Below are 19091 nucleotides of genomic sequence, written 5' to 3'. Positions count from 1 at the left end.
GATGAATACCATCCGCAAAAGGACAAAATAAAGCGATGATACATTTTCAGAAAACGCGACCGGGCGCGCATGAGGCGAAACGACGCCGTCCCGGCAAGCAGACAAATATCGCGGAAACTCATGGAATCCCACTGCGGATTGCAGCCGGTTGGAACATTCCGCTGGCGATTGTACTGGCAGCGGCTATCTGGTTTTTGTGCTTGAAAACCATGCCGGTTATTCCATACACCTTCTTTACCACGCCGCTACTGGGGTTGCTCAACTGGCTACCGGTACTTTTGATTTTGGCTGCGTTGACGTTTGCATTTGGCAATGTTTTCGGTGCGGCGGCAGTGACAATGGTCGTGTTCGGCGTATTCAATATTGCCAATCAGCTTAAAATCGAGGCACGAGACGATCCGGTCGTTCCGCAGGATTTGACCATGTTGCGGGAGGCGCTGACTGCGGCGGGTGGCTATGATCTGCGTATTGATTTGCCGCTTGTGTTGGCGTTTGTCGCGGCATGCATTGTTTTAATTGTGGCGGCTGTGCTGGTACGGACACGGAAAAGCAGTCGCAGCAGAGTGCTGGTGCGATGCGGTCGTGCTGTGGGCCCTTTGGTCAGTTTGGCAATTCTGTTTGGGCTGACGGTTACAGTGTATGCCTCTGCTGATTTGTTCAATTCCTTTCCCTGCACCAATCGATTTAATATGACCACGGTTTGTCAGGAAACCGGCTTCCATTATACATTTTTGCGCAGCGTGACGCAGAACAATCTGCAAAAACCGGAAGGATTCTCCAAAGCGGAGACCGAGGAACGCATTGCGCAAACACAAACGGCGGCAGCGCAACCCAAGCCGGTGAATGTCATCTTTGTGATGAGCGAGGCGTTTTGCGATATCACCGATGCGGATGCATTCGCATGGACGGAGGACACCGATCCGCTCAAGAACTATCACGCGGTGCAGCAGTCGGAGCATGCGATTTCCGGACGGCTGATTGTTCCAAACTATGGCGGAGGCACGGCGAATACGGAGTTTGATGTATTAGCCGGTATGCAGACCGCCATGCTGTCGGATGCAAGCGTATCTTCGTTCCGTGTACTGCATAAAAATATGGGTTCTATCTTCCGGGTTGCCGATGACAACGGCTGGCAGACGGCGTTTATCCATCCCGGTAAGGCATGGTTCTACAATCGGCAGAATATCTATAAATGGCTGGGTGCGCAGGAAATCGTGTTTGAGGATGCGTTTACCAATGCCACCTATAAGGGCGGATATGTATCCGACGCATCATTGACCGAATACCTGATTACAGACTTTCAAAACCGGCAGGCAACCGGTCAGCCGCAGTTTACCTATGTGACCACGATACAAAATCATATGGCATATACCGAATCCAAATACGGCAAGGCGCGTGATTTGTATCAGCTCCAGTTGGCGGAAGAACTGCCGGAAGATGCAAAGACAATGCTGACCGTTTATACGCACGGCCTGCGCGATGCAGATACGATGCTGGGCGATTTGGTCCATTATTTTGAGCAGCAGGAGGAACCGGTGCTGCTGATCTGGTATGGCGACCATCTGCCTAGCTTGGGGGATAATTACCTGTGCTACCGCGCGCTGGGTATGGACATGACGGCAGACCGGAGTATGCAGGATTGGCTGGATGCTTATGCGCCGCCGTTTGTAATGTGGGCCAATCAGGCGGGGGCGGATGCGCTGGATTTCGATACCTTGGCGGAGCGCCTGGGTATTCCACAAGACGGCATGCTGAGCGCGAGCTTTTTGGGTGCTGCTGTGCTGGATGCGGTGGGCTGTGGACAAAGTGACGAGTTCTTTGCCTTTGTAAATGAGCTGCGGCGTGAATGGCCTGTGGTGCAGCGTGGTACTGCGGTGGACGCGCAGGGGAACTATCTGTCTGCGCTGGATGGGACGGCCGCAGATGCGGTCAAAGAGTATCAGGATAGAACCTATTACCGCATGAAGTATGAAACCATTGAGTGAAAAAGAGCCGACGGCATAGCCGTCGGCTCTTTTTGATGAATGCAAGATATTATTGCAGCAACGCGCGATAACTTTCGGCGCGGTCGGGCTGACCGACTACAGCGAGCGAAACCTGTTCAAAGTCGAATACGCGGCGCGCCAACTGAAGTAAATCCTCTGCGGTGACCTTGTCGTAAGCGGCAAGCACCTGCTCTACTGCTGCAACCTGTCCGCGCAGCAGTTCGCTGCGGCCAATGGTCATCATACGCGTACCGGTGCTTTCCAATCCCATCAGCAGCGTGGTTTTGACCTGCTCACGGCAGCGCGAGAGCTCGTCAGGAGTAGGTCCGTCCTCGCAGAAGCGGTGCAGCTCACGTACGATCAGATCCAGCGCTTTATGCTCGGTTTCCGCGCCGAGACCGGTGTAAATGGACAGCAGACCGGTATCCAGATGCGGCGTAGTGAAAGTGTAGATCGAATAGCAGAGGCCGTTCTGTTCGCGTACCCCTTGGAACAGGCGGGAGGACATGCCGCCGCCAAGGATGGAGCTAAGCAAGTTCATTGCAAAGCGGTCCTCGGACAGCAGCGATACGCTGGGAAAGGCTAGACACAGATGGTTTTGCTCGATATCCTTTTCGCGCAACATCAGACTGGGCTGATAGACGGCGGGCGTAATCTGGTTGCGTCCATCGCCCTCCATTTGCGAAAATAACTCGGCGATATAATCCAAATCATCCTCGGTAAAGTGGCCGGAGACAGCGACAACGGTATCCGCAGGACGGTAGTAACGACGCATATAGTCGTGCATCGCTTCCGAGTTGATGGTTTGCAGCGTTTCCGCCGTGCCCAAAATGGGACGGCCCAGCGCCGAACCGTCATAGCACTGTTCAAACAGCTTGTCAATGGCGACATCCTCCGGAGAGTCCTCATACATGTCGATTTCCTCCAGTACAACGCCGCGCTCTAAATCAATATCTTCCTGTGCAAAACGTGAATGCATGAACATATCCGCCAGAATCGAGATACCGGTCTTGAGACGTTTGTCCAGCACTTTCATATAGTAACAGGTACATTCTTTATCGGTAAAGGCGTTGGCCTGTCCGCCCAGAGCATCGATGGCAATGGCAATATGCTGAGCAGAGCGTTTTTCCGTGCCTTTGAAGATCATATGCTCGATGAAATGAGAAATACCGTTCAGTGCGGCCGGTTCATACCGGCTGCCGTTGCCGACCCAGATGCCAACGGATGCCGTCCGCACGGTATCCAGTTTCTCCGAGATCAGGCGCACCCCGTTGGGAAGAACACGTTTAACATACATACTGGTTGCTTTCCTCTTTCTGTGTCAGTGATAAATAGGGGGTATGATCGTGGTATCATACCCCCTATATGGATCATATTGATTTAATAATACACCCGATTGCCGGATTCGTCCAGATAATAACGGTCGCCATCGGAGTCATAATAGTCCCCTGTTGCCGGATCATAGCGTCCGCCCTCTTCCGCGAGGGAAGCAGGATCGACCGTACTGTCCGAAGAAGAAGTATCATCTGTGGTAGCCGGTGCAGTCGGCGGTTCGTCAAAATCGACGCCGCCCAGCGGTTCATTAGCCGTATCCGTGCTAGTGCTGGTGGTACCGGAATCGGAGGAAGACGTGGAAGCAGTCTCGCCGGGGAATACATCATTATATATGTACTCATGGATGTGGTCAGCGGCCACATCCAAATCATATAGAATGTATTGACTGGAGGAGCCGTAATAATCCCATTCGCCATCCAACGGAACGCGGGTATGCTCCAGCGTGGGGACACCATCTTTGACAGCGCCGACAATCAGCGGGGCGATTTCGGTTGCCTTGAGCGAAGTTGTCACATAGGGGACAATCTTTTGCATCAATCCGATTAACTCGCTCGCGCCCATGGATTGCACCTTGGTGAACATGGCTTCCAGTACGATGCTCTGACGTTCCACACGCGCCCAGTCATCGCCAGTGCCGCCCTTACGGATACGACCGTAGCACAGCGCCTGCACGCCGTCCAGCGTTTGCAGGCCGGTTTGCTCTATGCCGGCAAATTCCTTGCCTTGCTCGATGCCGTAATCCCGGATAACACGGTTCAGTTCCAGAAGCTCTGCGGTGGTTTCTACATTAATCTCTACGCCGCCCAGCGCATCGATGATTTCAACCAGTTGCTCAAAATTCACCGCAATATATTCGGTGATGTCTGTTCCGAAATTCTCGTTGATGGTACGGATGGCAAGACTCGGTCCGCCTAGGAAGTAGGCGGCGTTGAGCTTGTCCTCACCATGGTCATCAATATTGACCAGAGAATCGCGCATCAGGCTGATGAGCTTAATCTTGCCGCGCATATTATCCACAGTGACGATCATCATGCAGTCTGAATGGCTTTGGGTGTCACCCTCGCGGGTATCCAGACCAAACAACGTAATATTGGTGATATTTTCATCCGCTTTCACACCTGCCGCCAGATCCTGACCAAACAGGGAACCGTCATAGGTGAAACCGAAAAATGACCGATAAGCGTACAGGCCAAGACAGAAAACAATGGACAAAATAACCAGAACGGTCAGTATACGGACAAGTCTGCGCTGGAAGCGTTTGAGAGACATAAAATCAATCCTGTACGAGCTGCGCGAACGACCGCTCGGTCAGCTGATGCACGCGCAGCGTGTTGGTGTAGTTGACGTGACCGACCGGCATACCGGCAGTGATGGTGATGATATCGCCTACGCGCAGATCCACTGCGCTGATGGCAGCCTGCTCGGACAGGTCATACAGCTCGGTGCCCGAGGTGGGACGCTTGGGAACCATCACGGGATGAACACCCCAGGACATGCTCAGATGGTGGAAGGTCTTGCCGTTCGGTGTGGCAGCGATGATCGGTGCGCCGGGGCGATAGGTCGATACTGCGCGTGCGGTCGAGCCGGACTCGGTGAACGCAACAATGCACTTTGCGCCCAGATCGGCGGTGGTGGAGCAGGTTGCGTGCGAAATTGCCAGCGTCTTGAGGTCGCCGGAAACATTCATGTTCTGGAATTCCAGACGGGTCGCGCGGCGGCGGTCGTAGTGGATGGTCTTTTCTGCGTTCTCTGCAATCATGCTCATGGTCTTGACGGTCTCAACCGGATACTTACCGACCGAAGTCTCGCCGGACAGCATGATAGCGCTGGTGCCGTCGTAAACCGCGTTTGCAACGTCGGAAACTTCCGCACGGGTCGGACGCGGGTTCTTGGCCATACTTTCGAGCATCTGAGTCGCAGTGACAACGCGCTTGCCGCGGGAGATGCAGGTCTTAATGATGTTCTTCTGAATTTCCGGCAGCACTTCAAACGGAACCTCTACACCGAGGTCGCCGCGGGCAACCATGACGCCGTTGGCCTCGTCGAGGATTTCCTGAATGTTGTTGACGCCTTCCATATTTTCAATCTTGCAGATGATTTCAACGTCTTCCTTGCCATGCGCTTTGAGGATTGCCTTGATGTCGCGCACGTCCTGTGCGGAACGGGTGAAAGAGGCGGCGATGAAATCAATGCCCTGTTCCAGACCGAACTCGATATCGGCGCGATCCTTATCGGATACGAACTGCATGTTCAGCTTGATGCCGGGAACGTTGATGGACTTGCGGTTGGAAAGCGGGCCGCCGTTGAGCGCGCGGCAGACAATGTCCGTGCCGTCCTTGACTTCGATAACGTCGAAGGCAACTAGGCCGTCGTCAATCAGGATGCGTGTGCCGGGCTGTACATCCGCCGGCAAACCTTCGTAGGTGATGGAGACGATGGTGTTATCGCCCTCGATGTCGCGGGTGGTCAGGGTAAATTCCTGCCCCTCCACAATTTCAATCTTGCCGTCCTTATACGTCTTGGTGCGGATTTCCGGACCCTTGGTATCGAGCATGATGCCGACCGGCATACCCAGTTCTTCGCGCGCTGCCTTGACAGCATCCATACGGGCCTTGTGCTCTTCATGAGAGCCATGGCTGAAATTCATGCGGGCGACGTTCATGCCTGCCTTGATCATTTCGGGAAGAACCGCGTCGGTCGCAGGGCCGAGCGTACAAATAATTTTGGTTTTACGCATCGAAACATATTCCTCTCTGTGTATCATCGCGTGTGTTAGTCTGACATTTTTTTAACAGCACCATTTTAGCAGTTTTCCAGCCGTTTTGCAATCGTTGGGCGCACTGTAATAGGATTTTCATGCTTTTCGACAAAAAAGAGCGCGTGGGCTGCAAACATCTTGTGTTTTATGATATGGTCTTGTATAATAGTGAAGTATTCCAGACAGGCTGGGAGATTAAACATGGAAAAAAACATGGAAAAAGCCTGTTTTACTGGAGCAAAGATTGGATAAAAAGTATCCGGCGGCGCAGCCGCCGCAAAAAGGAGAAGTGCGCAATGGCAAAGCCGGTTTTGGTGATTATGGCTGCGGGTATGGGTTCGCGTTACGGCGGACTCAAGCAGATTGACCCGGTCGGTCCGAATGGGCAGATCATTCTGGATTATTCAATTTATGACGCGCACCGTGCGGGCTTTGAGCGGGTTGTGTTTATTATTCGGCCCGAACTGCATGAGGCGTTTGAGCAGGCCATTGGCCGTAAAGCACGCCGCTTTATGCAGGTAGACTACGCCTATCAGACGCTGGACAAGCTGCCGGAGGGTTTGCATGCGCCCGAGGGACGGGAAAAGCCGCTCGGCACGGCGCATGCCGTCTGGTGTGCCAGCGAGCTGACAGCGGGCGCGCCGATTGCGGTCATCAATGCGGATGATTTTTACGGCGCGGACGCGTTCCGCAAAATGTATGATTTTCTGTCCGTTGCGCAGGACGATGAAAAATACCGGTACTGTATGGTCGGCTATCAGGTGGAGAATACCCTGACCGAAAACGGTACGGTATCGCGCGGGGTATGCACGGCGGATGAAAACGGTCTGCTGACCGGCATTGTCGAGCGCACCGCGATTTCGCGTACACCGGACGGGCGGATTGTCTACGCAGCGGATGGCGACGCGCCGGCAGGGGAAATCCCGGCGGGCACACCGGTTTCGCTCAATCTGTGGGGCTTTACGCCTTCCTTCCTTCCAACATTGGAGGAGGGGCTGCGCCGCTTTTTTGCAGAAAAGCTGCCGCAGAACCCTATGAAGGGCGAGTATTATCTGCCGTTTGCAGTCGATGAGCTGATTCAAGCGGGACGCGCGACTGCCAAGGTGCTGACCACCACGGCGCGCTGGTTTGGCGTTACCTATCGGGAGGATAAGCCGACCGTCTGTGCCGCCATTGCAGAGATGACCAGACAGGGTGAGTATCCGGCAGAACTGTAAGTGGGAGGAGACCAATGGAATTTTCAACCGAATTTGTTGATTTGCGCGACCGATTGACGCAGAGACTGGACCCTGCGTTTGTCTCCGCACAGAATGCTGAGGTTGCCGGGCGTACAGCGGCGCTGTTCAGTCGGTTTGATGTGACCAGCCAGAAAAAGCTGCTGGGAATGATGTCGATGGGCACGTCCAGTCACGCGCATGAGTACCGTCTGCTGTTTGCCCAGCCAGAGATGAGTACGGCGGCGTTGGCGGACTGGTGGGACTATGCCAAGCGGGCAGAGCAGGCACTCGTGCAACCCAATGCTGCGCACGGTTTTTCTATCGTGTCTTTCATCCTGGTGACGCAGCATGTGGACCGCGATATGCAGAAAAAAGTGCGTCGGTTGACCGCAGAGCGGCAGTTTGAGAATGGCAAGTATGGCTGGTCTTCCATACACTTTGCGGTTGTCGATTTGGAAGCGCACAAGATATACACAAATCGTATGGGCGCACCACTGAAGAATATTTTGCAGCCGGTTTTGCAAAAAAATACTTGAAATTTTGCACTTATTGTGCTATAGTATCATGGACGCAAATATAGCGTGCCATATTTTGGCGCGATAACAGAAAGAAAAACAGTGGAGGAATTGTAATTATGACTACCGCACAAATTGCACTTTCGATTGTAATGATTGTTGCCAGCCTGTTCCTGATTATTGTGGTGCTGCTGCAGAGCGGCGCACAGCAGGGCTTGGGCGCTATTTCCGGCGGCGCGGAAACCTTTTTTGGTGCCGGCAAGGCTACCGCAGCAGATAAAGTGTTTGCCCGCCTGACCTCGGTTGTGGGCGTAGTGTTCGTTATTGCTGCGCTCGTGCTCAATCTGATTCACTGATATGCAGACGGTACAGCGCGTGCTGCTGCTCGCATTTGCAGTGCTGGCAGCGCTGACGGTTTTCCAACAGATGCGGTATGGCATGATTTGCGGCCGTGTTGAAGGAACGGAGGATAAGCAGGCAGATCCGAAAGCAAAAGCATGTCGGCAGCGCGCAGTGCTCTGCGCAGTCGGGGCTGCGATCTGTCTGGCGGTCAATATTGTAATCGGGGCTTTGAGCCGGTAAGTGTTGTCTTGGGTTGCCAGAGACAAATGATTGGTAAAAGTGGTGCGTTGACGAGGATGCGCCACTTTTTTGATGCCTATTTTGTACGAGAAGGCAGCTTAAGAGGTGGAAGTCTGGCATCGCTTCCTTTTTGCACCGAAATATGGTATGATAATTTATATATCTGCTGTTTTTGAACAGCTTATTGGGGAGTTTTGAGGAAATGAGGAATCATTCGAACGTCTGCCGGGTTCTGGTGGTTGACGGACAGGGCGGTGGCATTGGCAGTCAGTTGGTAAAGCTGCTGCGGCCTTGCCTGCCTGAAAGTTGCGAATTGATTGGTGTCGGCACTAATGTATTAGCAACCAACGCGATGCTCAAGGCGGGCGCTAACCATGGCGCAACAGGAGAAAACGCCATTGTGTTTAATGCCGCGCGTGCGGATGTGATTCTGGGACCAATCGGCGTCGTGATGGCCAATGGTATTCTGGGGGAGGTTTCTCCTCAAATGGCAACGGCTATTTCGGGCGCGGACGCAAAGAAAATATTGATTCCGTCCTCCACCTGCGGGATTTACGTGGCGGGCACAGAGGATTGCCGTCTGGAAGAATACCTGCGTCGTGCGGTGCAGACTGTCATGCAGGTTATTGCGGAATGATCGGAGAGAATTATGAGGCGCTGCTGCGTGCACATCGCGCGCGGTATCCGCTGATGCAAGCGCAGGATTGCGTCAAGCTGCTCTATCAAAGTGAGTTTGGCCCGATGCATTTGGGTGAAAATAAAGAAATGCTGATGAACAGCATTGCAGAGGAATGGAAAACGGTGCCGAAAACCGCTTTACCGGTTGAACCGGAAAGAATTGGCGGCGGTTTATGTCGGTTTCCGCTTCGCCCTGAGGTATTTGGTCCGGAGGCGGCGCGGCTGCTTGCCGGATTGATGCAGCAAACCATGCTGCATCGTCAAGGTAATCCGGAACGTTTGCGGGAGCGCATGGAACAGCTGAGTGCAACAGAACCGGAGTTACAGCATTGGCTGTCGGAAACAGTATGGGATTATGCTTCACCAGTTCGGCACAGTGCGCGGTTTCGTGCAGCGTATCAGCCGCATTACCGGCTGCTGCGGCGGGAATATGCCGGATATTTTTCAGTCTTGCTGCGGATTGCACAGCAAATGCAGAAAAAGCGTCCGCTGCTCATCGCCATTGACGGTTGCTGCGGCAGCGGTAAAACGCAGCTGGCCGCGCTTTTGCAGGCGTTATTCCCGTGCTGGGTGTTTCACACGGATCATTACTATCTGCCGATTGCGAGACGTGCGACGGACTGGCAGCAGCGACCTGCCGGCAATATGGATTTGGAACGGCTGTGGACCGAGGTCATACAGCCGGCACAGTCAGATATAACGGTATATCAGCGCATATTCGATTGCGCGGCGCAGCAATTGGGACAAGCGCAGGCTGTAGTTCCGGCTCCGCTGAGCATAGTGGAGGGCAGCTATTCTCTGCATCCGATGCTGGCCGACGCCTATGATATGCGTATTTTCCTCACCTGCTCGGAGCAGGAGCAGAAAACGCGTCTACAAGCGCGGGAGGGCGCGTATTTTGAAATGTTCGAGCGCGTCTGGATCCCGATGGAAAAGCGGTATTATGCTGAATGTGCTCCGCTTTCATATCATCCGATGGTGGTGGATACCAGCTCGTTTTTTTGCGAATCATTCGATTCGCTTTGTATATAAATGGACTTTGCTGCCAAGAAGGCAGTTGGACTCCCTCCGGCAACTCCTGAAAAAAGCCATGAAGGCTGTGCGGTTTCAGAAGAAACGGCTTGAAAAGACTTTTAAAGGAGCTTTTATCATGCGAAAATCTATTCACAACTTGGTTCTGGCGGCGCTGTTTTTTGCGCTGGGGCTGATTCTTCCGTTCTTTACCGGGCAGATCCCGCAAATCGGGAGCATGCTGCTGCCAATGCATATTCCGGTGCTCATCTGCGGTCTGATCTGCGGCTGGCAGTATGGCGCGCTCATCGGCTTTATCCTGCCGCTGCTGCGCTATGTCCTCTTCGGTATGCCGCCGATCTTCCCGACCGGCATTGCAATGGCGTTTGAATTGGCAACCTATGGTCTGGTTGTTGGTGCGCTCTATGCGCACTCCCGCTGGAAGTGCATCTTTGCGCTTTACCGGTCGCTGCTTATCGCAATGGTGGTGGGCCGCATCGTATGGGGTGTGGCGGAGATTGTGCTGCTGGGCTTAGGCGGTCAGGCATTTACCTGGCAGCTGTTCCTGAGCGGTGCATTGTTGACGGCGATCCCCGGTATTGTTTTGCAGCTGGTGTTCATTCCGGCGCTGATGATTGCATTGGATCGCACTGGTTTGGTTCGTTTTTCGAAAAAAACTGCGGCGGATGCAGCGTAATGATTTGGTAGAAAAAATCAATGAAAAAGAGAAGCGGTGCTTTCATGAAGAAAGCACCGCTTTTTTCACTAGAGCAGCATTGCGCCACTTATGCCGTAAAAAATGACTATCTATCGACAAACGGTAGAAATCCAGATTCATTTTTCTTATACTATGATGTTTGGAGCCGAAGGTAGAAACATGCAAATTGAAATCAAGATTGATAATAGCTGCAAGGAAACCAAAGTTTCTGAAATTTGGAAAACAGATGATCAGTGAATTCTCCATCAAACAGCTACGCTTTTGAGGGGGGATTTGAAGTCAACAATCCAATTACCCAAAATTACCAAAATATTCTTGTGCAGAATGTGAGATACCCGTTTTCAAAAAAACAATGAGGGCGGCACTGCTTTTGTGCGGAAGAGGAAAAAGCGTGCCGCAAAGCGACACGCTTTTTCACAAGAAAAGAAAAGAAGAAAAGAAGATAACAGGCAGGGGATAGTAAAAACACGGCTATCGGATCAGAGTTACCAAAGGTCGAGGGAGCGCTTACAGCGCATCAACGTTGATGGAGGAAACGTTCGGGATTGTGGACAGCTGCAACAGCAGATCCGAGGTTGATACATCGCGCTGATGGATGCCTAGATATAATTCAAACCGCACGCGGGAGTGTTCTCCATCGACATCCCGACTGGAAAAATTGCTGATATTAGCCTCCTGCAAATCCAGTGTCTTGCAGATGGTATGAAAACAATCGCCTTGTTGACTGCAAAGGAAAGAAATTTCGAAGCGCGGGAACTTGAACAGCCGCAGAGCCAGCATGGCAATCGCAAAACCGCAGAGCGAAATGATATATTGCCCGGCACCGACAGCCAATCCGAGGCAGGCGGAAACCCAGAGGGTAGCCGCGGTGGTCAATCCGCGCACCGAGCGGCCCTCTTTCATAATGGTACCGGCGCCGAGGAAACCGATGCCGGAGATGACCTGCGCACCCAGTCGGGCGGGGTCGGAATTGGCGGTGCCGACAAACTCTCCTACGGTCTGACTGCCTAGCAGCATAATAACAGCCGCGCCGATGGTCACCAGCATGTGTGTGCGCACGCCGGCAGGATGGTGACTGCGGGCGCGTTCCCAGCCAATGCCGCCGCCGATGCAGATAGCCAGCAGCAGCCGAAGAGTGGTATGACCAAGCAGGATAAGATGTTCCATGCTGTTTACCCCCTTTGACGGATAAAGAGCGGGTTGGTAAAGGCAAGATGTTGACCCGTGCGACCGTAGTAAGTGCCGATTAAATCGGCACGCAGCCAGCCCGGTGCGGCTGACAGATGCAGACGCTGGTGCGTCTGTGCCGGACAAACGGCCAATATGCGGCCATTTTGCACAAGCCGCAGCTCTTGCAGCTGCACCTGGCTGCGGTCCCAGTCGTTGGGCAGGGTGTCCGGGTCGACTGTTAACTCGATTTCGAGCGGTCCGGCTTTCACCTCGTCGCCAATCTCCCAGCTGACACCTTGCGCATCTGTGCCGCACATGGTCAGCAGCGGTCCGGCCGCCAGACAAACGTGACCGGCACGAATTGCGTTTAAAATTGCGTCCTGCGTCAATGCACCGTCTACGCCGACATAGGTGTGCGCGTAGGCAAAGGTATCCTCGCGGTGCCAGTCGCGGCCGCTCGTCGCCGTGATGCGGCAGCCGCGGTCCAGCAGCTGCTCCCACAGCGCAAACGCGCGCAGGCTCTGGATTTTGCGCGGCGCATCATCGCGCGACCAAACCTCAAGATAGTCGACCGCCGTCCAGTCTGCCACCTGAAATTCCCAGTGATAGCCGGTGTTCACCGGATTGGACAGCGCGAAGGGATGCGCGATGCCAACAATGCCGCCGTTCTGATGGATGGAGGCGATTGCACGGTCGATTTCGGGCGGCTGCACACCGCGCCAGTCGGTGTAGCCCTGCTCACCCAGTACCAGCATATGGCCGAAATACGTCGTCCATTCGATACCTGCCACGCCGATCAATCCTTCACGCTCAAGTGCGGGGTAGAATTCCCGCAGGCCGGAAGCAGTGTTGTGGTCGGTCAGAGCTACGGCGACAAAGCCCCGTGCATGGGCCGCTTCGACCAGACCGGATACAGTGAAATCACCGTCGCTGTGCTCCGTGTGGGTATGCAGTTCAACCGGATACCACTTCATCGGGCAGCCTCCCTTCAATGCGCAGTGTGCCGCGGCACACCGGTGAAATAACTTCGTGCAGATGCAGCATACCAGCCCATGATCCCTCCAGCCGGGCCGGGGGATTGAAGCCCCGTGAGGCAGTTTCAGTGGTCAGAATATGCTCCTGTTCGGTCGCCCAGCGGTGGGCGTTGCCGATGTATGTTCCGTCTTTGTCCAAGGAGATCGTGATCAGGTTTTTGACCGGGAGAAACTGCTCCGCCCGCATGGGCTGCAGCTCATGGGGATAACAGTCGTAGTAGCGTGTGAGCGCTTTTTCCACCTCCGGACGGCAGATTTCCTCCGAGGTTTCCCGACCGGGAGAAAATGTGAAGTACAGACGCGCTTCTACGGCTCCGTCCGGGCAGGTGAAGGAAAATGGTACGTCGTGCTGTGCATCCTGCGGCGTCCAGCAGTAGTCCTGCTCAAAAAGTACCATGGGTCAGACCTCCTTTGCGTAATATGGGATACAGTGTGTTGGTTCCTGTGCAACACAGCAGAGTGCACAGGGCGGATTGCCGTTTTGCAGCCCGAAGGATGCCGCCAGACGACCGGTTGTGTAGACCTGTGTCGGCCGGCCATGTTCGGTGAGATATTGTTCCGCCCGTGCCTGTACTTCGTCGCAGGCGCTGCAGAAGGTGCGTGCTTCGTCTGCACACATCAGGAATACCTGCGGGTCGCAGGCTTCCACCAGACTTTGCGGCATGCCGTCGCGTTGACCATGGTGGGTCAGCTTGAGCACCTGTGCGCGCGGGAAATCCGGCGCGGCACAGCGCGCGTCCCAGCCGCTGCACAAATCGCCCGTCAACATGACGCGCCAATCACCGCACTGCAGACTGCAAGCCAAACTGCAAGTGTTTTCCACCTTGTCAAACGCGCGCATCGCATCCCGTTGAGCGACAGGATCGGACATGCGGCAGAAGGCCTCGTATTCTGCACGCCGGTCGGCAGCCCGCTGTTCATCCATGCCGAACAGACGGATATTGCAGCCCGGCCACAGGGACTCATAATCGGCGGTAGCCGTACGCTCGCGTACAGGAATGCCGCGTTTAGTCAGAATTTGGCGCAGCGTTTCAAAATGCTGTAAGCCGGTGGTAAACAGGCGCAGACTCAGGTCGTCGGGACACTCGGGCAGAGCAGCGGATATTGCATGTTCTGCGCTGGTTGTCGGCCGGCAGTTGATCCAGAATTCCCGGACAGGGAATTGCTCGGTCGCATCCACCAAACCGCTCAAATGGTCGTTGTGCAGATGGGTGCAAAGCATGCAGTCGATTTGTGTTACGCCCTTTTGATGCAGAAAATCCGCCAGACGGATGGTGCCGGGCTGGTCATAGGTTTCGTCGCCGCTGCCTGGGCCGCCGTCAATGACCAGACAGTGTGCGCCATCCAGCAGGACGATTGCTTCGCCGTAGCCGACATTTAGAAAGTACAGTTCCATAAAGGGTCCTCCGTAGAAAAACGGACACATGGGCGGTTCGGTTGCCGAACCCCCCATGTGATAGCTTGCTTAACGGACCGATGCCGTTTTTTCCTGATTGCGTTCCGCCATGACCAGTGCTACGCGCTCTTCCTCAGTATGTGTGGAGGGAGGCGTCAGCAGGCTGACCACGATGCAGAAAATAAAGGTTACGATGGTTACCGGAAGCGCCGGGCCTTTGAAGGTTTCCGTGATCCAAGCGTTAAACGGCTGGTAAACCAGATAAATAACGCCGAATACAATACCGCTGGCCATGGTAGCGACGCCGCCCTGCCAGGTTGCACGCTTCCAGAAACGGCCAACCAGCAGTGCCACCGCCATACCGGGCGTGAACGAGCCGATAACATTGTTGATGTAGCTCATGATGTCGTTTGCGAAGATGGTCATGCCAAACGCACCAACCAACATGATGACCAGAATGATACGGGAGTACTTCGGGATATCATCATCCGCAACCGGCTTTTTGAAAATGAGTGCATAAACGTCAGTCAGGAAGGTGGTAACACCTGCGATGGCATCCGAGTCCGCCGAGGACATGATGGCGGACAGGCCGGCAATCAGGCATACAAGGCCGATGGCAGGCGGGAGTACGGTGGTCGCCATGTAGGCAAAGGTAAAGTCCGGGTTTGCCAGTACGCTTTCCGCACCGGTGCTGGTTGCAATGGTGAAGCCAGACATGCCGACGATAGCCGGCAGAATTGAGAAGCAGCCAACCACTGCTGCCGCAATCAGAATCGCCTTGCGGGCGGTTGCAGGAGTCTTGGCCGTATAGACGCGCATGTGAGCGGTCGGGCCTGCCATTGCGCCGTAGTAGGAAGCAAGAGCAACTGCCAGTACGCCGAGCACACCCTTGGAGCCGAGGCCGAACGCGGTCATGGCGCCCGGGTTGCCGGCCGCTTCGTATGCCGCACGGATGTTGTCAAAGCCGCCCGCCGCAGGGATGGCCAGAATAGCAATCAGCACGAAGCCGCCGAACAAAAGAACTGCCTGAATGGCGTCCGTCCAGACAACCGCCATGTAGCCGCCGACGAATACATACACGCCGAAGGCAAGAACGGTGATAATCTTGGCCGGGATCATGTCCATACCAATGAGGTAGGCCAGATAGTTGGCGCCGCCGTTGATGGCACTGCCAACCCAAACGATTGAAACGATGAAGATGACGACCGACATGAATTTGCGCATGTACGGGCTGCCGTCATAATAGAATTGCAGCTCTTTGCAGAGCGTGCGGAATTTGTGCTTGCGCACATGAGAGAAGCAGAATGCAACCGTAACCAGACCGATTGCATTGGCCAGCGGATAAACCGCGCCGAGCCAACCGTCACGGAAGCCGTTTGCCGTTGCACCAACCGAGGTGCCTGTGCCAACTGCCGTCGCAGCCGCAGTGCAGATCAGCAGCAGCAGGCCGACGTTTCGGCCGCCCATCAAATAGTCTTCTCCTTGTGTGGTCCCCTTTTTGCTGGTCAGATAGGCAATCAGTATCATCAGCGCGATGTATACGAAATAGCCTATGACGAAAAGTACCGCATATTGTCCTGATACTATATGATTTCTCCTTTCAACCCCTTGATAAGTGGTATAGACAACACACGTACTTTTTTATATCATATAGATGAAAAGTTGTAAATACCTCTTGTAGAATTTTGTCAAATTGACGTTTTTTGGATAACGAAATTAGATAATGTGACCAGATGGATTACGATATTGACAAGAGAGAGGTTGCACTTTTGACAAAACTATATATAATAGTACATATTAAAATGGCGGCACGGTCTTGACCGGACGTGCGCGCGACAGAAGGAGGAACCACATATGCAGCAAAAGTCCTCTGCCTTACGCGCAAAAGAGGCCTTTTTGGATTTGTATCAGGCGGGGGAGTTTGCGCCCGGCAGTAAGCTACCGTCTGAAGTACATATGGCGGAGCGGCTGGGGGTCAGCCGGGAAACATGGCGTAAGGCGCTGAGCCTGCTGCGCAGCGATGGGCTGCTGGTGTCCAAGCATGGTTCGGGCACTTATCTGCTGGAGCGGCCCCGCCGGATTGCTAACGATTTGTCTCAGCTGCAGAGCATGAGCAAAATGATTGCGGCGGCGGGGATTCGCGAAGAGGAGTCGCATGTAGAGTGTTCGGTGGGCTGTGTGCCTGCGGATGTCCGCCATTTCTTTGAAGCGCCGGAGGACGAGGAATTCTTTATCCTGCGACGGATTCGCCACGCGGATTGCGGCATCATTTCGGCCAGCTTGAGCTATCTGCCGTGCAAATATGCACCGGATTTGCAGGAACATATACCGGCCTCGTTGTTTTCTTATTTGGAGCAGACGCACGGTATTCGAATTAGCCGTGCGTTGACCGAGCTGTTCATCCCGCCACAGGATGACCCGTTGCGGGCCTCGTTGCAGTTTCCGGAAGGCTGCGATGCTTTTGGATTCCGCCAGTATCATTATGACTCGCGCGGGAATCCTCTGCTGTACTCGCTTGATTATTTGCGCAGCGATTTGTTCCACTTTACCATCATGCGGATTCGGCCGTGATGGGCGGCAAAGTCCCTCGGAAGGGACGAGCGCGGAAGCGGAACAAATAAAAACAGCCGCCGCGCGGTCGGAAAAGACTGCGCGGCGGCATTTTTCATATGAGAAACCTGTTCTTATTGGAGTTGTTGTTCCAGCAAAGACCGCACACCCTCCCATTCGCTCTGATGCAGACAGCACAGACTTTCGTGCGGAACGGTTCGGGTGCTGCCGTCCATGCAGCGGGCAGTCAGGTCGTGTGGAGCGTCATGTGCGTCGGCAAAATCGGACAACGCGACGAAAACCATGTCCGCGACCTCACAGCCGGGAGAAAACGGGGGGATTCCGTCCATGCGGGTGAGAAAAGCAAAGGCAAGCTCATCGTCAAAACCGCCGTCCTCGCCCCGTGCATACTGTTGGCGGTAACTGCCTGCCGGAAGAATATCGCCGGGGCGCAGGATAAGCCCGCTTTCTTCCCGTGCTTCGCGCAGCATGGCGGTTTCCGGCGTTTCGCCGGGGTCGATATGTCCGGTGGCGGACAAGTCGAAACCGCCGGGATAAAGCGGGCGGTCAAACTGACGCTGTTGCAGCCACAGACCGGGGATACCGTCCCGTATGCCGATGGTCCAAAGGTGACAGACATGGTGATATAGCCCTTGCGCATGCACGACTGCGCGCGGCCGCTCGCCGCAGGCTCGTCCGTCTGCATCGTAAACGGTCAGCAGTTCGCCGCTGTTTTGTGCTGCAATCAGCGCCTGCTTTTGTGTGCGAGGGAGACGTTTGATTTGCGCCTCGCGCCGCATCGCCTCACTTTGCGTGGGAAAAATTTCACTGTACACCAGTGTGACCGGACTGCGGCCACGAGTGTATTTGGCTCCCTTGCCGCTGTTGTGCGCCGCCAAACGGGCGGTCAGGTCGTTGGTCCAGCCGCAGTACAGCGTATCGTCCGCGCAGCGCAGAATATAGGTGTAATTGCTCATTGGTGTGAGCGGATATCCCGCTGGGCGACGACCTTGCAGCCTTTGCTGCGAATCAGGGCGCGTACCTTATCGTGACTTTTTTCGCTGCTGCCGCTGGCCGAAACAAGCAGCACCTCTACCTCCTTGCCGGAGGGCAGCAGGTTGACCATGGTGTTGAACGGCGGGGCGGGGAAGCCGGCCCAGACCGGTGCCATCAGAACAATTCGCTCGTAGGCGGACAGGTCGGGCGCTTGCTGCAGCGGCACGCTTTTCTGCCGGATGGCAGCGGGACAGCCGCGCGTAAAAGCGGTCAGCGGGTTATATTTTTTTACGGGTACGGCTTCCAGCAGGTCGGCGCCGCGCGCGTTGGCTTCCGCGCGGGCAAAGGACCGTGTTGCGCCGCCTTGCGAGAAATAAACAACGGCGGTTTTCATGCGATGCACTCTCCTTGCTGCTATCGGTGAATCATTAAGAACTATTCTTAGTATACCACAAAAGAGAAAGCAGCGGATGGATAATCCGCTGCTTTTTTGCCTATTATTCTGCGCTTTCCGGACTTTGCTTTGCGGCGTCGCGCGCGGCTTTCCGCTTTTTGTACAGGCGGCTGCCGATAACGTAGCCAATCGCAGCGCATACGACAGCGCAGATGTTCGCATTCGGCGGATTGTAGCCTGCTATACCGATAATGCCGGAAACAAGGTAGCCGACCGCCACACCGAATGCGGTATAGTGGAAGCATACGCGCGGCATGCCGAAAATTCGCACATCGGCGGGGTCGATATCTTCTTCTTCGACCGGTTCTTCTTCGGCGCCGTCATCCGTCGTTTCGACGATTTCATCGCTGTCAGCTTCCGCAGACAAAACGGATTCTTCCGTTTGCGGCGATTCCGGAGCGGCTTGCACCGATTCGGTCTGTTCTTCAGCCAGCGGCTTCTGGTTTTCGCTCATAAGGGCACATCCTCTCATTGGGGAGGGGTTTTACTGGACGGTGCTCTGCGTCGGGATGATGATGGCGGCAAGGATATAGGCTAAAAAGCCGGTTCCGCCGAAACAGCAGAGAAAAGCCCAGGCAAGGCGAATAAGCGTCGGGTCGAGACCGAAATATTCAGCAATGCCCGCGCATACGCCGCACAGCATGCGGTCGGATTCACTGCGGTACAGTTTCTTGCCATTCATAGTAAAAACT

21 protein-coding genes are annotated in these 19091 nt (G+C 54.6%); 9 read left to right on the top strand and 12 right to left on the bottom strand.

What is annotated here, in order from left to right:
• Positions 1-35: 35 nt before the first annotated feature.
• Complete coding sequence (locus tag ACTQ34_RS04030) at positions 36-1985, top strand: LTA synthase family protein (RefSeq protein ID WP_441362621.1); 1950 nt, start codon at positions 36-38, stop codon at positions 1983-1985.
• 49 nt (positions 1986-2034) lie between these two features.
• Here ACTQ34_RS04030 and ACTQ34_RS04025 read toward each other — a convergent pair whose 3' ends face one another.
• The 3 genes from ACTQ34_RS04025 to pyk form a co-directional block, all read right to left on the bottom strand.
• On the bottom strand, positions 2035-3282 hold the full coding sequence (locus tag ACTQ34_RS04025) for a M16 family metallopeptidase (RefSeq protein WP_441362620.1): 1248 nt from the start codon (positions 3280-3282) through the stop codon (positions 2035-2037).
• 83 nt (positions 3283-3365) lie between these two features.
• Positions 3366-4589: an LCP family protein gene (locus ACTQ34_RS04020; RefSeq protein WP_441362619.1), complete on the bottom strand. Its 1224-nt coding sequence runs from the start codon at positions 4587-4589 to the stop codon at positions 3366-3368.
• 4 nt (positions 4590-4593) lie between these two features.
• On the bottom strand, positions 4594-6057 hold the full coding sequence (pyk, locus tag ACTQ34_RS04015) for a pyruvate kinase (protein ID WP_441362618.1): 1464 nt from the start codon (positions 6055-6057) through the stop codon (positions 4594-4596).
• A 317-nt stretch (positions 6058-6374) separates the two neighbouring features.
• On the opposite strand from pyk, the gene ACTQ34_RS04010 reads away from it, so the two are divergent.
• The 7 genes from ACTQ34_RS04010 (at position 6375) to ACTQ34_RS03980 (ending at position 10778) form a co-directional block, all read left to right on the top strand.
• On the top strand, positions 6375-7295 hold the full coding sequence (locus tag ACTQ34_RS04010; RefSeq protein WP_441362617.1) for a sugar phosphate nucleotidyltransferase: 921 nt from the start codon (positions 6375-6377) through the stop codon (positions 7293-7295).
• A 14-nt stretch (positions 7296-7309) separates the two neighbouring features.
• The gene (locus ACTQ34_RS04005; protein ID WP_441362616.1) at positions 7310-7831 is read left to right on the top strand and encodes a hypothetical protein; all 522 of its coding nucleotides are present in this window, start codon (positions 7310-7312) and stop codon (positions 7829-7831) included.
• A 98-nt stretch (positions 7832-7929) separates the two neighbouring features.
• A complete protein-coding gene (secG, locus tag ACTQ34_RS04000; RefSeq protein ID WP_441362615.1) occupies positions 7930-8166 on the top strand; it encodes a preprotein translocase subunit SecG in 237 nt (78 codons plus the stop codon).
• 1 nt (position 8167) lies between these two features.
• Positions 8168-8392: a hypothetical protein gene (locus tag ACTQ34_RS03995; RefSeq protein ID WP_441362614.1), complete on the top strand. Its 225-nt coding sequence runs from the start codon at positions 8168-8170 to the stop codon at positions 8390-8392.
• Between the two features lie 202 nt (positions 8393-8594).
• Positions 8595-9029 carry a DUF3842 family protein gene (locus tag ACTQ34_RS03990; RefSeq protein ID WP_441362613.1) on the top strand — a complete coding sequence of 145 codons (435 nt, stop codon included), beginning with the start codon at positions 8595-8597 and terminating at the stop codon, positions 9027-9029.
• The gene (locus ACTQ34_RS03985) at positions 9026-10102 is read left to right on the top strand and encodes a uridine kinase family protein (RefSeq protein ID WP_441362612.1); all 1077 of its coding nucleotides are present in this window, start codon (positions 9026-9028) and stop codon (positions 10100-10102) included. Before ACTQ34_RS03990 ends, ACTQ34_RS03985 begins: the two co-directional genes overlap by 4 nt.
• 118 nt (positions 10103-10220) lie before the next feature.
• A complete protein-coding gene (locus ACTQ34_RS03980) occupies positions 10221-10778 on the top strand; it encodes an ECF transporter S component (protein WP_441362611.1) in 558 nt (185 codons plus the stop codon).
• Between the two features lie 528 nt (positions 10779-11306).
• On the opposite strand, the gene ACTQ34_RS03975 is transcribed toward ACTQ34_RS03980, so the two are convergent.
• The 5 genes from ACTQ34_RS03975 to ACTQ34_RS03955 form a co-directional block, all read right to left on the bottom strand.
• Positions 11307-11966, bottom strand: a complete 660-nt coding sequence (locus ACTQ34_RS03975; RefSeq protein ID WP_441362610.1) for an MgtC/SapB family protein — start codon at positions 11964-11966, stop codon at positions 11307-11309.
• A gap of 5 nt (positions 11967-11971) precedes the next feature.
• On the bottom strand, positions 11972-12943 hold the full coding sequence (locus ACTQ34_RS03970) for a CehA/McbA family metallohydrolase (protein WP_441362609.1): 972 nt from the start codon (positions 12941-12943) through the stop codon (positions 11972-11974).
• Positions 12924-13400, bottom strand: coding sequence for a hypothetical protein (locus ACTQ34_RS03965; protein WP_441362608.1), 477 nt, complete (start codon positions 13398-13400; stop codon positions 12924-12926). The genes ACTQ34_RS03970 and ACTQ34_RS03965 overlap by 20 nt, the downstream gene beginning before the upstream one ends.
• Before the next feature lie 3 nt (positions 13401-13403).
• Positions 13404-14399 (bottom strand): ComEC/Rec2 family competence protein, encoded by a 996-nt coding sequence (locus ACTQ34_RS03960; RefSeq protein WP_441362607.1) that lies wholly within the window; start codon positions 14397-14399, stop codon positions 13404-13406.
• Positions 14400-14468: 69 nt separating this feature from the next.
• Positions 14469-15866, bottom strand: a complete 1398-nt coding sequence (locus ACTQ34_RS03955) for a sodium:solute symporter family protein (RefSeq protein ID WP_441362606.1) — start codon at positions 15864-15866, stop codon at positions 14469-14471.
• A 387-nt stretch (positions 15867-16253) separates the two neighbouring features.
• Between ACTQ34_RS03955 and ACTQ34_RS03950 the strand changes: the two genes are divergently transcribed.
• Entirely contained in the window at positions 16254-16970 is a 717-nt protein-coding gene (locus ACTQ34_RS03950; protein WP_441362605.1) for a GntR family transcriptional regulator, read from the top strand.
• Positions 16971-17083: 113 nt separating this feature from the next.
• On the opposite strand, the gene ACTQ34_RS03945 is transcribed toward ACTQ34_RS03950, so the two are convergent.
• From ACTQ34_RS03945 to ACTQ34_RS03930, 4 genes are all read right to left on the bottom strand, one after another.
• Positions 17084-17926, bottom strand: coding sequence for a GIY-YIG nuclease family protein (locus ACTQ34_RS03945; RefSeq protein ID WP_441362604.1), 843 nt, complete (start codon positions 17924-17926; stop codon positions 17084-17086).
• On the bottom strand, positions 17923-18339 hold the full coding sequence (locus ACTQ34_RS03940) for a flavodoxin family protein (protein ID WP_441362603.1): 417 nt from the start codon (positions 18337-18339) through the stop codon (positions 17923-17925). The genes ACTQ34_RS03945 and ACTQ34_RS03940 overlap by 4 nt, the downstream gene beginning before the upstream one ends.
• Positions 18340-18442: 103 nt before the next feature.
• On the bottom strand, positions 18443-18853 hold the full coding sequence (locus tag ACTQ34_RS03935) for a hypothetical protein (RefSeq protein WP_441362602.1): 411 nt from the start codon (positions 18851-18853) through the stop codon (positions 18443-18445).
• Positions 18854-18883: 30 nt separating this feature from the next.
• Entirely contained in the window at positions 18884-19081 is a 198-nt protein-coding gene (locus tag ACTQ34_RS03930) for a PspC domain-containing protein (RefSeq protein ID WP_441362601.1), read from the bottom strand.
• Positions 19082-19091 lie beyond the last annotated feature (10 nt).

This window comes from Agathobaculum sp. LCP25S3_E8 (assembly GCF_052117165.1).
Classification (GTDB): domain Bacteria; phylum Bacillota; class Clostridia; order Oscillospirales; family Butyricicoccaceae; genus Agathobaculum.
Note: the sequence above shows the minus strand (reverse complement) of the source record. Positions and strands in the feature narration are given on the sequence as shown.